This is a genomic window from Sporosarcina sp. UB5, from assembly GCF_050859005.1.
Classification (GTDB): Bacteria; Bacillota; Bacilli; order Bacillales_A; family Planococcaceae; genus Sporosarcina.
Map to the genome: position 1 here is coordinate 1,111,346 of NZ_CP125984.1, position 14,672 is coordinate 1,126,017.

Below are 14,672 nucleotides of genomic sequence, written 5' to 3' on the forward strand. Positions count from 1 at the left end.
GCAGCAATAAATGAACCTTGAAAACTGAACAGCAAAACGTCAACAAATAAAGTTCTGAAGCCGACTCTGTCGGTGAACAGAACAAACGAATCTTCGGATTCAAAATTGACATCTTAAATGATGCCAGCAAGAAACTCGAGCTACTCGAATTTCTCTATTATGGAGAGTTTGATCCTGGCTCAGGACGAACGCTGGCGGCGTGCCTAATACATGCAAGTCGAGCGAATTGAAGGGAGCTTGCTCCCTGATATTAGCGGCGGACGGGTGAGTAACACGTGGGCAACCTGCCCTGCAGATGGGGATAACTCCGGGAAACCGGGGCTAATACCGAATAATCAGTTCTTCCGCATGGAAGAACTCTGAAAGACGGTTTCGGCTGTCACTGCAGGATGGGCCCGCGGCGCATTAGCTAGTTGGTGGGATAACGGCCTACCAAGGCGACGATGCGTAGCCGACCTGAGAGGGTGATCGGCCACACTGGGACTGAGACACGGCCCAGACTCCTACGGGAGGCAGCAGTAGGGAATCTTCCACAATGGACGAAAGTCTGATGGAGCAACGCCGCGTGAGCGAAGAAGGTTTTCGGATCGTAAAGCTCTGTTGCGAGGGAAGAACAAGTACGGGAGTAACTGCCCGTACCTTGACGGTACCTCGTCAGAAAGCCACGGCTAACTACGTGCCAGCAGCCGCGGTAATACGTAGGTGGCAAGCGTTGTCCGGAATTATTGGGCGTAAAGCGCGCGCAGGCGGTCCTTTAAGTCTGATGTGAAAGCCCACGGCTCAACCGTGGAGGGTCATTGGAAACTGGAGGACTTGAGTACAGAAGAGGAAAGCGGAATTCCACGTGTAGCGGTGAAATGCGTAGAGATGTGGAGGAACACCAGTGGCGAAGGCGGCTTTCTGGTCTGTAACTGACGCTGAGGCGCGAAAGCGTGGGGAGCAAACAGGATTAGATACCCTGGTAGTCCACGCCGTAAACGATGAGTGCTAAGTGTTAGGGGGTTTCCGCCCCTTAGTGCTGCAGCTAACGCATTAAGCACTCCGCCTGGGGAGTACGGCCGCAAGGCTGAAACTCAAAGGAATTGACGGGGACCCGCACAAGCGGTGGAGCATGTGGTTTAATTCGAAGCAACGCGAAGAACCTTACCAGGTCTTGACATCCCGCTGACCGGCATGGAGACATGTCTTTCCCTTCGGGGACAGCGGTGACAGGTGGTGCATGGTTGTCGTCAGCTCGTGTCGTGAGATGTTGGGTTAAGTCCCGCAACGAGCGCAACCCTTGATCTTAGTTGCCAGCATTCAGTTGGGCACTCTAAGGTGACTGCCGGTGACAAACCGGAGGAAGGTGGGGATGACGTCAAATCATCATGCCCCTTATGACCTGGGCTACACACGTGCTACAATGGACGGTACAAAGGGCTGCGAACCCGCGAGGGGGAGCCAATCCCATAAAACCGTTCCCAGTTCGGATTGCAGGCTGCAACTCGCCTGCATGAAGCCGGAATCGCTAGTAATCGTGGATCAGCATGCCACGGTGAATACGTTCCCGGGTCTTGTACACACCGCCCGTCACACCACGAGAGTTTGTAACACCCGAAGTCGGTGGGGTAACCCTTACGGGAGCCAGCCGCCGAAGGTGGGACAGATGATTGGGGTGAAGTCGTAACAAGGTAGCCGTATCGGAAGGTGCGGCTGGATCACCTCCTTTCTAAGGATAATTACGGAATATGAACCTCTGGTTCATACGTTGACGTTTTGCGTTCAGTTTTGAAGGTTCATCCATTAGGATGCACTTTCGAAACTTGTTCTTTGAAAACTGGATAAAACGACATTGAAGCAACAAAACATCAAGTAATCAACCGAGTCGATCACTTAGTGATTGAACAATACTTTTTTAACGTTTACCAAAGTATATCGCTATACCGAGGTAAACACCCGAGGGTTTTGAGAAGCGAATAGCTTTTTGAAATCTGTATAAAGGTTAAGTTAGAAAGGGCGCACGGCGGATGCCTTGGCACTAGGAGCCTATGAAGGACGGCACTAACACCGATATGCTTCGGGGAGCTGTAAGTAAGCTGTGATCCGAAGATTTCCGAATGGGGAAACCCACTGCCCGTAATGGGGTAGTACGTTTACGTGAATACATAGCGTAAACGAGGCACACCCGGAGAACTGAAACATCTAAGTACCCGGAGGAAGAGAAAGAAACATCGATTCCCTTAGTAGCGGCGAGCGAAACGGGAAGAGCCCAAACCAGGAAGCTTGCTTCCTGGGGTTGTAGGACACTCTATACGGAGTTACAAAGGGACGGATTAGACGAAGAGGCCTGGAAAGGTCTGCCATAGCGGGTAATAGCCCCGTAGTCGAAAGTCCGTCCCCTCCAGAGTGGATCCTGAGTACGGCGGAACACGTGAAATTCCGTCGGAATCCGGGAGGACCATCTCCCAAGGCTAAATACTCCCTAGTGACCGATAGTGAACCAGTACCGTGAGGGAAAGGTGAAAAGCACCCCGGAAGGGGAGTGAAATAGAACCTGAAACCGTGTGCCTACAAGTTGTCAGAGCCCGTTAATGGGTGATGGCGTGCCTTTTGTAGAATGAACCGGCGAGTTACGATTCCATGCAAGGTTAAGCAGCGAATGCGGAGCCGCAGCGAAAGCGAGTCTGAATAGGGCGAATGAGTATGGGGTCGTAGACCCGAAACCAGGTGATCTACCCATGTCCAGGGTGAAGGTAAGGTAACACTTACTGGAGGCCCGAACCCACGTACGTTGAAAAGTGCGGGGATGAGGTGTGGGTAGCGGTGAAATTCCAATCGAACCTGGAGATAGCTGGTTCTCTCCGAAATAGCTTTAGGGCTAGCCTCAAACGAAAGAATCTCGGAGGTAGAGCACTGTTTGGACTAGGGGCCCATCCCGGGTTACCGAATTCAGACAAACTCCGAATGCCGATGATTTATGTTTGGGAGTCAGACTGCGGGTGATAAGATCCGTAGTCGAGAGGGAAACAGCCCAGACCGCCAGTTAAGGTCCCCAAGTATCTGTTAAGTGGAAAAGGATGTGGCGCTGCCCAGACAACCAGGATGTTGGCTTAGAAGCAGCCACCATTTAAAGAGTGCGTAATAGCTCACTGGTCGAGTGGCGCTGCGCCGAAAATGTACCGGGGCTAAACAGATCACCGAAACTGCGGATTGACACCTATGGTGTCAGTGGTAGGAGAGCGTTCCAAGGGCGTCGAAGCTAGACCGTAAGGACTGGTGGAGCGCTTGGAAGTGAGAATGCCGGTATGAGTAGCGAAAGAAGGGTGAGAATCCCTTCCACCGAATGCCTAAGGTTTCCTGAGGAAGGCTCGTCCGCTCAGGGTTAGTCGGGACCTAAGTCGAGGCCGAAAGGCGTAGACGATGGACAACAGGTTGATATTCCTGTACCACCTCCCCGCCGTTATCAGCAATGGGGGGACGCAGAAGGATAGGGTGAGCGCGCTGTTGGTTATGCGCGTCCAAGCAGTGAGGTGTGAAACGAGGCAAATCCCGTTTCTATAACATTGAGCTGTGATGGCGAGGGGAATTATCCCCGGAGTCCCTGATTTCACACTGCCAAGAAAAGCCTCTAGCGAGGCGGGAGGTGCCCGTACCGCAAACCGACACAGGTAGGCGAGGAGAGAATCCTAAGGTGATCGAGAGAACTCTCGTTAAGGAACTCGGCAAAATGACCCCGTAACTTCGGGAGAAGGGGTGCTCTGGTAGGGTGTTAAAGCCCGAGAGAGCCGCAGTGAATAGGCCCAGGCGACTGTTTAGCAAAAACACAGGTCTCTGCAAAACCGTAAGGTGACGTATAGGGGCTGACGCCTGCCCGGTGCTGGAAGGTTAAGAGGAGAGGTCAGCGCAAGCGAAGCTTCGAATTGAAGCCCCAGTAAACGGCGGCCGTAACTATAACGGTCCTAAGGTAGCGAAATTCCTTGTCGGGTAAGTTCCGACCCGCACGAAAGGCGTAACGATCTGGGCACTGTCTCAACGAGAGACTCGGTGAAATTATAATATGCGTGAAGATGCGCATTACCCGCGACAGGACGGAAAGACCCCGTGGAGCTTTACTGTAGCCTGATATTGAATTCCGGTGCAGCCTGTACAGGATAGGTAGGAGCCTTGGAATCCGGAGCGCCAGCTTCGGAGGAGGCAATGGTGGGATACTACCCTGGCTGTATTGGACTTCTAACCCTTGCCCGTGATCCGGGCAGGAGACAGTGTCAGGTGGGCAGTTTGACTGGGGCGGTCGCCTCCTAAAGTGTAACGGAGGCGCCCAAAGGTTCCCTCAGAATGGTTGGACATCATTCGTAGAGTGCAAAGGCATAAGGGAGCTTGACTGCGAGACCTACAAGTCGAGCAGGGTCGAAAGACGGGCTTAGTGATCCGGTGGTTCCGCATGGAAGGGCCATCGCTCAACGGATAAAAGCTACCCCGGGGATAACAGGCTTATCTCCCCCAAGAGTCCACATCGACGGGGAGGTTTGGCACCTCGATGTCGGCTCATCGCATCCTGGGGCTGTAGTCGGTCCCAAGGGTTGGGCTGTTCGCCCATTAAAGCGGTACGCGAGCTGGGTTCAGAACGTCGTGAGACAGTTCGGTCCCTATCCGTCGCGGGCGCAGGAAATTTGAGAGGAGCTGTCCTTAGTACGAGAGGACCGGGATGGACATACCGCTGGTGTACCAGTTGTCTTGCCAAAGGCATCGCTGGGTAGCTATGTATGGACGGGATAAATGCTGAAAGCATCTAAGCATGAAGCCCCCCTCAAGATGAGATTTCCCATTACATTTGTAAGTAAGATCCCTCAAAGAAGATGAGGTGGATAGGTCCGGGGTGGAAGCGTGGCGACACGTGCAGCTGACGGATACTAATCGATCGAGGACTTAACCTTATAAGTTAATTAAGTACGGTTGAACTTGAAGTTCAGCAACAATGTTGGTTTTATCCGGTTTTGAACGAACAAGTATCGTTCAATTGTCTGGTGACGATGGCGAAGAGGTCACACCCGTTCCCATACCGAACACGGAAGTTAAGCTCTTCAGCGCCGATGGTAGTAGGGGGCTTCCCCCTGTGAGAGTAGGACGTCGCCGGGCCAAGGCCATTCCCTTTGGGGAGTGGTTTTTTTGTGTTTAAAAATCCGAAGGATTTATATCTTTGAAAAGTAATGGCTTTTTACTTTAACGATAAAAGTTAAGCTCTTCAGCGCCGATGGTAGTAAGGCGGCGAAGCCGCTTTGCGTAATTTACGCCAACGGTGTAAATTACGCAGGGAACAGGCTTCCCCCTGTGAGAGTAGGACGTCGCTAGGCCAGGGCCATTCCCTTTGGGGGATGGTTTTTTTGTGTTTATAAATATTTTTTTTTTTTACAATGCATAAATTGTTAAAGGCATTTGGCGCGAATTGGTATGTGTGAAATCATGTTGTGTGGCCGCGATCATGATTCTATGTTTCGTGGAAGGATATTGTGTTCCAAGATAATTAGTATATCGCGCTCGATGCTTTTGACTAACTAAAATAACGTCCGCGTCTAAAGCAAACCAACGCGCGTCCAAAGCGAGCCTTCTCGCGTCCAAAATAAGCCCTCCCGCGCCCAAAGCAAGCCGCTCCGCGCTCAAAGCGGTGTCGCCCGCGCTCAAAGAGGTGCCACCCGCGCCCAAAGTGAGCCATCGCGCGCCCAAAGTGCGCCATCGCGCGTCCAAAGTTCGCCATCCCGCGCCCAAAGTGAGCCATCGCACGCCCAAAGTGCGCCATCCCGCGTCCAAAGCAAGCCGTTCCACGCCCAAAGCAAGCCTCCTCGCGCCCGAAAAGAGCCTCCGCCCCGGAAGCTCCATACAATATTTAAGGTAAATCACTTACAGCTACATCCTATCCCTTTTTCTACTTGGTTTTAATTTTGCAAAGGTGCAAAGCTATTCAAGTTGTTTATTATTGATTAATTAAGGTGAGGAACGGTGATGATAAATATGCTTCCTTAAACGGATTTTCGAATGATAGTCGGGAGTGGCAATAGAAAAGTAAATTTATTGAATTGGAGGAATTCATTTTCTTATCATTGTCTCCTTGACACGCCAGATACGCGCTGATAACCTTTTAATAATATTTAACTGCAGATAACGATATTAGAGGAGGAAACGAAATGTGGGAATCTAAATTCACTCGTGAAGGATTAACTTTCGACGATGTATTACTTGTGCCAGGAGCTTCAGAAGTATTGCCAAAGGACGTAAATCTTTCGGTTCGTTTGACAGAAAAAATGACGTTGAACATTCCAATTATTAGTGCTGGAATGGATACGGTAACCGAGTCGAAAATGGCGATTGCAATGGCGCGTCAAGGCGGCCTTGGTATTATTCATAAGAATATGAGCATTGAAGAACAGGCAGAGCAGGTTATAACTGTAAAACGGTCGGAGAATGGCGTTATTACAAATCCTTTCTTCCTCACTCCTGAACACCAAGTATTTGATGCTGAGCATTTAATGGGCAGATATCGCATTTCAGGTGTTCCAATCGTCAACAACATGGACGAGCAAAAACTTGTAGGTATTTTGACGAATCGTGATCTGCGTTTCATCCAAGATTATTCACTTATCATTAATGATGTGATGACGAAGGAAAATTTAGTGACGGCTCCTGTCGGCACGACGTTAGAAGACGCAGAAAAGATTTTACAACAATATAAAATCGAAAAACTGCCGATTGTCGATGAAAACGGAATTCTAAAAGGTCTCATCACAATTAAAGATATCGAGAAAGTAATTGAGTTCCCGAATGCTGCGAAGGATCGCCAAGGTCGTCTCCTCGTAGGGGCTGCGGTCGGCGTTACATCGGATACGATGGTTCGGGTGCAGAAGCTTGTAGCTGCTGAAGTCGATGTCATTGTCATCGACACGGCACACGGACATTCAAAAGGCGTTATTGATACGGTTGCGCAAATCCGAAAAGAATATCCGGAATTAGATATCATTGCAGGAAACGTAGCAACAGCAGAAGCGACTGCAGCATTATATGAGGCAGGAGCCGATGTCGTCAAAGTTGGTATCGGGCCGGGATCTATCTGTACGACACGTGTCGTTGCAGGTGTAGGTGTACCTCAAATTACGGCTATTTATGAATGTGCTACTGAAGCACGTAAATATGGTAAAACAATTATTGCGGATGGTGGTATTAAATACTCCGGCGATATCGTAAAAGCGTTGGCTGCTGGTGGACATGTCGTTATGCTTGGAAGCTTGCTTGCTGGTACGACAGAAAGCCCTGGAGATACAGAAATCTTCCAAGGTAGACGTTTCAAAGTGTACCGTGGCATGGGATCGGTCGGTGCGATGGAACATGGTTCAAAAGATCGTTATTTCCAAGAAGACGCGAAGAAGCTCGTGCCTGAAGGAATCGAAGGCCGTATGCCTTATAAAGGGCCACTTACAGATTCAATTCACCAACTTGTTGGCGGAATCCGGTCAGGCATGGGATATTGCGGAACGAAGGATCTTCATGATCTACGAGAAAAAGCTCAGTTCATCCGCATGACAGGTGCAGGTTTACGTGAAAGCCACCCGCATCAAGTGCATATTACGAAGGAAGCGCCAAACTATTCAATTTCGTAATAAACTGAACTATAAATATGGAACTTCAGCACCTTTCCGCACGTCTTGATATGAGCGGAAAGGTGCTTTTTCATTCAAAGTCCCTAATTATGCTCATAATGTGATAAAATGAATAGTGGAAAATTGCAATGACGGAGGTATTTTGGTGAAACGAGAAATGAGAAAATGGGTTGCTTTGTTGATCATTCCATTCGTGTTAATGATGACGTTCGACACGGCTCCCGCACAAGCAAAATCGACACTCGGCATTCATGTGGATGGTGCCATTCTAATTGACGCAGACAGCGGGAAAATTTTATACGAAGAGAATGCGGATACACCACTCGGCATTGCAAGTATGTCAAAAATGATGACCGAATATCTCCTTTTTGAAGCAATCGAAGAAGGAAAAATTAGATGGGATCAGGAATACAAAGTTAATGACTACACATATGCCATTTCGCAGGACAGGCGTCTAAGTAACGTGCCGCTCCGTAGAGATGGAACATATACAATCCGAGAGCTTTACGAGGCGTTAGCAATTTATTCGGCGAATGCCGCAACGATTGCTATTGCTGAAACGATTGCAGGAACGGAAACAGAATTCTTAAAATTGATGGATGCTAAAGCAAAAGAACTTGGTTTAGTCGATTATAAATTCGTCAATTCTACAGGTTTGAACAATGAGCACTTGCAAGGGATGCATCCACAAGGGACAGGTGAGAGCGACGAGAACGTCATGCCTGCAAAATCAGTTGCAAAACTTGCATTTCATTTAATGAAAGACTATCCGGAAGTTTTGGAAACAACGAAAATAAATACAAAACTATTCCGGGAAGGTACGTCAGATGAAATAAAAATGGATAACTGGAACTTCATGCTTCCAGGATTCGTTTATGCATACGAAGGCGTTGACGGATTGAAGACGGGTACGACTGATTTCGCTGGTCATTGCTTCACTGGAACAGCAAAACGTGGAGACAAGCGACTTATCGCTGTCGTCATGAAAGCAGTCGATGCAAATGGGGTTGGTTCTTACAAAGCACGGTTTGACGCAACACGCGCATTGTTCGATTACGGCTTCAGCCAATTCTCCAATGAGGAACTTCTACCTGCAGGTTATCAATTCGAAGAGCAAAAGACATTGCCTGTTCATAAAGGAAAAGAGAAGACCGTTTCTATTGAAGTGAAAGAGCCAATTCGTGCGATGATCAAGTCAAATGAAAAGGATCTCTTCGAGCCACGGCTAGTCCTCGATGAGTCATTATTAAAAGGCGGTTCACTCGAAGCACCGATTAAAAAAGGCACAGTCGTCGGACATGTGGAGCTCGTTAAAAAAGAGGGCGAGGATTATGGATTCATCGAATCTAAAGACCTTAACATGGATGTCATCGTTACAGCTGACGTCGAAAAAGCGGGTTGGTTCTCATTAATGATGAGTGCAATCGGTGATTTCTTCGCCGGCATTTGGGAAAGTGCAACAGGGTTTATAAAAGGTTTATTTAAATAAAAAAAGGTGGTGGACCTAATTACAGGGTCCATCACCTTTTTTTATATTCCAGGCATCCATAAGCCGTTCAACTGCCCAGGCAATTTGGTCGTCCGCTAAACCGCCGAAACCGATTAAGAAGGATGGCTGCACGCTCTTTGGGGATTTTCGGTATTCATTCACCGCATAGACGCGGATGCCTTTTGCCAAAGCCGCCTTGGATAACGCATCTTCATCTTTGTCTGTATGTACATTGATGAGGATATGCATCCCTGCTTCGTCACCCGAGAATGAAATCGTCGGAGCAAACTGCCGCAATGAATCCGTGAGGAGCTGCAGTTTTCGTTTATACACTTTTCTCATTCGATTTAAGTGCCGCGCAAAATGGCCGTCCGCCATAAATCGAGCAAGTGTATGCTGGTCGAGCCGAGGCACCGTCGACGAGTAATGAATGAAAGCCTCCTCATAAACTTTAAGTAAAACCGGAGGGAGCACCATATACGCGATTCGTAGTGAAGGCATAAGAGATTTTGAAAAAGTACTGACATAGATAACTTTGCCGGCTTTGTCCATCCCTTGCAAAGATGGAATCGGTCGTCCTGTATAGCGGAATTCGCTGTCGTAATCGTCCTCGATAATAAAATTACTAACATTAGAAGCTGCCCAGTTCAATAATGCCGTTCTACGCGCCGCAGAAAGCACTGTACCGGTCGGGAACTGATGGGAAGGTGTCACGTAAGCGATAGTCGCTTCAGACTGCTGAAGCGCTTGTACGTCCATCCCTTCCTCGTCGACCGCAATCGGAATTGCCTCCCGGTTGTTATGGAAAAAGACATGATGGGTGAGTGGATAACCCGGATCCTCGATGGCGTATTTTGCCTTCGGTCCGAGAAGTCGGATGAGCAACGGCATAAGCTGCTCTGTACCGGAGCCAACGATAATTTGGTCCGCGGAGCAATCAACCCCTCTTGAGTGATACAAGTATTTCGCGATTTCCTGACGAAGCTCTACATCTCCGTGTGGGTGGCCTAATAGCAGAAGATGTTGCGCCGCCTCATCGATTGTATCTTTTGCGTATTTCCGCCATTGCTTAAAAGGAAACGACTCTGTGTCAATTTTACCCGGAGAGAAGTCAATCTCCAGTTCTTTTCGCTCTTCTTTAATTACGATTGCCATTTCCTCGAGCGGCTGCACATACGCCAATTCTCCGATTTCCTGCACAAAATAGCCTCTTCGTGGTTTGGATGTAATAAACCCTTCCGCTGCAAGCTGCCCATACGCAATTTCAATTGTCGTTTGACTGACGTCGAGAAATTCGCCGAGTTTCCGTTTGGAAGGGAGCTTTTCTCCGACAACAAGTTTCCCTTCGGTGATGTCGTTACGAATTTGTTCGTAAATTTGCTCGTATAGAGGCGTTTCGCTTTCTTTATTAAGTTCAATCAAGAGCATTTCCATGTTTGGCACCTCCATCTGACCCCTTCAATCAATAGCAAACTGAGTATTTCAATATGGTCATAATCTAGTATACTGAAAAAAATGAAAAGGGGGAAGGGAAAATGGTTTTTAAATATGGTGGCGTCATTATGGATGTAATTAATGCGGAGCAGGCGAAAGTGGCAGAGGCGGCGGGTGCAATTGCAGTTATGGCACTCGAACGTGTGCCTTCGGATATTCGTGCAGCGGGCGGAGTGGCTCGTATGGCGGATCCGCGCATCGTTGAGGAAGTACAAAAGGCAGTTTCGATTCCGGTCATGGCAAAAGTGCGGATTGGACATATTTCGGAAGCGCGTGTACTAGAAGCGATGGGTGTCGATTTCATCGATGAAAGTGAAGTGTTGACGCCTGCGGATGATGAGTTCCATTTATTGAAGAGCGATTATAAAGTGCCATTCGTTTGCGGTGCACGCGATCTAGGCGAAGCGGCACGTCGTCTTGGAGAAGGGGCGAAGATGTTGCGTACAAAAGGGGAGCCGGGAACGGGTAATATTGTGGAAGCAGTTCGCCATCTACGCAAAGTAAATGCGCAAGTGAATCAAATCGTTCATATGAATAACGATGAACTAATGGTGGCAGCGAGAGATCTTGCTGCGCCTTATGATGTGTTACTTGCAATCCGCGAAGCAAAACGTCTACCGGTCACTAATTACGCAGCAGGAGGCGTAGCAACTCCAGCTGATGCGGCATTGATGATGGAACTTGGAGCTGACGGTGTATTCGTCGGATCGGGCATCTTTAAATCCGACAATCCTGAGCGATTTGCACGTGCGATCGTCATGGCGACGGAAGACTTCAGGAACTATGAGTTGATCGGTGATTTATCCAAAGACATTGGCACGCCGATGAAGGGATTGGAAATTAGCAAGCTACCGGAAAGTGAATTAATGGCGGCGCGTGGCGTTTGATGGATAGAGGTCCAGAGCATACGATGTATGTTCTGGTTTTTTTTATACATATAGATTTCATAAGTTGTTTTTGAAACTTTTAATGAGGTAATAGCGTATTAAAGATTAGAAGGTGTAAATTAGTTTATAAGTATGTATACAATAACAAGGAGGTGGGCGGGATGGCTGAAGCATTTTTTTTGTTCATCCTAATTGTTCCAGTCAGCGTATTAACATTTTTGGCTCCGCGAGAAATGATGTCGTTTGGGAGTAGGTGGCAGTATGATACTGAACCCGTATATTCAAAGGAAGCAATTCTATATGCAAAAATCGCTTCTGCTTTTATTGCCGTAGTGTTAACGTTGAATCTCGTTGTTAGCATAATCAATGCTTTTCGTTGAAAGGGAGTAGGAAGTTGGCGGAGTTGCTGAAAGTATTCGATGGAAATTATACGTATATTGGTGATGAAACAAGAGAAAACATCCATAAGAATGGCTTATGGCATGAGACATTCCATTGTTGGCTTGTAGATGATGCTAATGTTTTTATTCAAAAAAGAAGTGCGACTAAAAAGGACTTCCCCAGCCTATATGATATTACAGCTGCAGGCCATTTGCTGGCGGATGAGGGCATTATGGATGGAATACGCGAAGTCGAGGAGGAACTTGGCATCAAAGTTGACCCTACAAAATTGAGGCGGATGGGTTTCGTTCGGGACGTCATCAGATTGCCGGGCTTCATTGACAAAGAATTTGCGAACGTCTTTCTTTATCATTCAACTTTCACACCGGGTGATTTTTCATTGCAGCAGGAGGAAGTGGAGAGCATCCATCCTGTTCCGATTAAAGATTTGCAGTCGCTCTTCAAAGGTGAAGTAGACAAAATCACATTTGGGAATGAAATCTCCTTAACGCTATTCGACTTTGTTCCACATGAAACAACATACTTTCAAGCAGTTGCACAATTCTTGAACCTTGCCAAAAGTGGCTCTATGTAGTAAAGTGAAGGTAATTTCAAATAAAAGACGATGATGGGAAGCAGTAGCAAGCACGTTTTTCTTAGAGAGCCGGCGGATGGTGCAAGCCGGTAAGAACACTTGTGAATCCGTCCCTGAGTAGCCGGGCTGAACGAATAGTAGGCCTAGCCGGACATTGAACCGTTATTTCAAAGAGTGGATTAGCTTTTTGCTAGTCAATTTGGGTGGCAACGCGGGTAGTTCTCGTCCCTTGTATAGGGGATAGAGGGCTTTTTTTGTGTCTGAAAATAATCGTCACATTAAAAATTGAGGAGGAATGGCTATGTTAGACATTAAATTACTTCGTGCAAACTTCGATGAAGTGAAAGCAAAACTTGCGAAGCGCGGAGAAGACTTAACGGATTTGGATAAATTCGTTGGTCTTGATGAGAAAAGACGTAATTTGATTGCGAAAGTGGAAGTACTAAAGGCGGAGCGCAATGAAGTTTCGCAAAAAGTAGCGGAAATGAAGCGCAATAAGGAAAATGCAGATGACGTAATCGCACGCATGCGTGAAGTAGGAGATGAAATTAAAACGCTTGATGAGCAATTGCATCAAGTCGAAGAAGAACTGAACTATGTTATGATGCGCATTCCAAACATTCCGCATGAATCGGTTCCGGTCGGCGACAGCGAAGACGATAACGTCGAAGTTCGTACATGGGGCGAGAAGCCAGAATTCGGTTTCGAACCGAAGCCGCACTGGGAAATCGGGACGGATTTAAATCTGCTTGATTTTGAACGTGCAGCGAAAGTGACGGGCAGCCGTTTTGTATTTTACCGTGGGCTTGGTGCAAGACTTGAGCGCGCATTAATTAGCTTCATGCTTGACTTGCATGCAGAGGAGCATGGGTATGAGGAAATGTTGCCGCCTTATTTGGTGAACCGCACGAGCTTGACGGGCACAGGCCAATTACCGAAGTTTGAAGAAGATGCGTTCCTAGTTGAAGAAGAGGATTATTTCTTAATCCCAACGTCTGAAGTTCCGGTAACGAACTATCATCGTGATGAAATCATCGACGGTTCTCAATTGCCGATTGCTTATACGGCATACAGCACGAACTTCCGTTCAGAAGCGGGATCTGCAGGCCGCGATACGCGTGGGCTGATTCGTCAGCATCAATTTAACAAAGTTGAGCTCGTTCGATTCGTGAAACCGGAAGAGTCTTATGATGAGTTGGAGAAATTGACAGGGCATGCGGAGAAAGTATTGCAGTTGCTAGGTCTTCCATATCGTGTCTTGAAAATGTGCACAGCGGACCTCGGGTTCACGGCTGCGAAGAAATACGATATCGAAGTGTGGATTCCGACACAAGACACGTACCGTGAAATTTCTTCTTGCTCAAACTTTGAAGATTTCCAAGCGAGACGTGCATCTATCCGATTCCGTCGTGAGCAAGGTGCGAAGCCTGAATACGTTCATACGTTGAACGGAAGCGGTTTGGCTGTTGGCCGGACGGTCGCTGCTATCCTTGAAAACTTCCAACAGGAAGACGGATCTGTCGTCATTCCGGAAGTATTGCGTCCGTATATGGGTGGAAAAGAAGTTATTCGATAATAATAATAAGAGCCATGCGTGTAGTCAATCGACTTCCCGCATGGCCTTTTTTTGTTCCTTTTTCTTCTCACGCAACGACCTAAAAAAGTTCGTCAGCATCGCTCCGCATTCATCCGCAAGTATACCTTCCGTCACTTCACATTCATGATTGAAGCGCGGATCATTGAGCAATCGGTACAACGAATCGACGCAGCCGCCTTTTGGATCTCGAGCTGCATACACGACACGTGGAATTCTTGATTGTAAAATAGCACCTGAACACATCGGGCACGGTTCGAGTGTCACATACAACGTCGTTTCTTCCAATCGCCAGCTGCCGATCGCGTTACATGCGTCTTGTATGGCGGATAATTCCGCATGTGTGACGGCATTTTGCGACGTTTCCCGCAAGTTATGCCCGGTTGCAATTACCTTTCCATCTTTCACGATGATGGCTCCAATCGGAACTTCGCCAATCGCCTCAGCTTTTCTAGCTTCTTCTATCGCCAGCCGCATGAAGTGGCGGTCTATTTCAAAAACATCCATCTTGCATCGCTCCTTATAAAACAGTGTACCACCCATTAGCCATTTTACGTCAACGCCTATGTTTCAACATTCCTATATGGTAAAATGAAGTGCAGAAATT

The 14,672-nt window shown here is 47.7% G+C and carries 9 protein-coding genes, 3 rRNA genes and 1 other annotated feature; of the genes, 9 read left to right on the forward strand and 3 right to left on the reverse strand.

The window, feature by feature from the left end; genetic code table 11:
• Nucleotides 1–156: 156 nt before the first annotated feature.
• From QM454_RS05885 to rrf, 3 genes are all read left to right on the forward strand, one after another.
• Nucleotides 157–1,708, forward strand: a 16S ribosomal RNA gene (locus tag QM454_RS05885).
• A gap of 271 nt (nt 1,709–1,979) precedes the next feature.
• Nucleotides 1,980–4,913 (forward strand): 23S ribosomal RNA (locus QM454_RS05890).
• 86 nt (nt 4,914–4,999) lie between these two features.
• Nucleotides 5,000–5,115: ribosomal RNA gene (gene rrf / locus QM454_RS05895) — 5S ribosomal RNA — on the forward strand.
• The 16S, 23S and 5S rRNA genes sit together here, the layout of an rRNA operon.
• Before the next feature lie 270 nt (nt 5,116–5,385).
• Here rrf and QM454_RS05900 read toward each other — a convergent pair.
• Nucleotides 5,386–5,805, reverse strand: coding sequence for a hypothetical protein (locus QM454_RS05900; RefSeq protein WP_432362805.1), 420 nt, complete (start codon nt 5,803–5,805; stop codon nt 5,386–5,388).
• Nucleotides 5,806–6,158: 353 nt separating this feature from the next.
• On the opposite strand from QM454_RS05900, the gene guaB reads away from it, so the two are divergent.
• Complete coding sequence (gene guaB / locus QM454_RS05905) at nt 6,159–7,625, forward strand: IMP dehydrogenase (protein ID WP_432362807.1); 1,467 nt, start codon at nt 6,159–6,161, stop codon at nt 7,623–7,625.
• Between the two features lie 145 nt (nt 7,626–7,770).
• Nucleotides 7,771–9,114, forward strand: a complete 1,344-nt coding sequence (locus tag QM454_RS05910) for a D-alanyl-D-alanine carboxypeptidase family protein (protein WP_432362810.1) — start codon at nt 7,771–7,773, stop codon at nt 9,112–9,114.
• Nucleotides 9,115–9,129: 15 nt separating this feature from the next.
• On the opposite strand, the gene QM454_RS05915 is transcribed toward QM454_RS05910, so the two are convergent.
• Nucleotides 9,130–10,548: a PLP-dependent aminotransferase family protein gene (locus QM454_RS05915; RefSeq protein WP_432362813.1), complete on the reverse strand. Its 1,419-nt coding sequence runs from the start codon at nt 10,546–10,548 to the stop codon at nt 9,130–9,132.
• A gap of 101 nt (nt 10,549–10,649) precedes the next feature.
• Here QM454_RS05915 and pdxS point away from each other — a divergent pair, with 101 nt between their 5' ends.
• From pdxS to serS, 4 genes are all read left to right on the forward strand, one after another.
• On the forward strand, nt 10,650–11,495 hold the full coding sequence (gene pdxS / locus QM454_RS05920; RefSeq protein WP_432362816.1) for a pyridoxal 5'-phosphate synthase lyase subunit PdxS: 846 nt from the start codon (nt 10,650–10,652) through the stop codon (nt 11,493–11,495).
• Nucleotides 11,496–11,656: 161 nt separating this feature from the next.
• A complete protein-coding gene (locus tag QM454_RS05925) occupies nt 11,657–11,875 on the forward strand; it encodes a hypothetical protein (protein ID WP_432362819.1) in 219 nt (72 codons plus the stop codon).
• Nucleotides 11,876–11,889: 14 nt separating this feature from the next.
• The gene (locus QM454_RS05930; RefSeq protein WP_432362822.1) at nt 11,890–12,471 is read left to right on the forward strand and encodes an NUDIX hydrolase; all 582 of its coding nucleotides are present in this window, start codon (nt 11,890–11,892) and stop codon (nt 12,469–12,471) included.
• A gap of 21 nt (nt 12,472–12,492) precedes the next feature.
• Nucleotides 12,493–12,704, forward strand: a binding site (T-box leader).
• A gap of 68 nt (nt 12,705–12,772) precedes the next feature.
• Entirely contained in the window at nt 12,773–14,047 is a 1,275-nt protein-coding gene (gene serS / locus QM454_RS05935) for a serine--tRNA ligase (RefSeq protein WP_432362825.1), read from the forward strand.
• A 24-nt stretch (nt 14,048–14,071) separates the two neighbouring features.
• On the opposite strand, the gene tadA is transcribed toward serS, so the two are convergent.
• Nucleotides 14,072–14,572 carry a tRNA adenosine(34) deaminase TadA gene (gene tadA / locus QM454_RS05940; RefSeq protein WP_432362828.1) on the reverse strand — a complete coding sequence of 167 codons (501 nt, stop codon included), beginning with the start codon at nt 14,570–14,572 and terminating at the stop codon, nt 14,072–14,074.
• Nucleotides 14,573–14,672 lie beyond the last annotated feature (100 nt).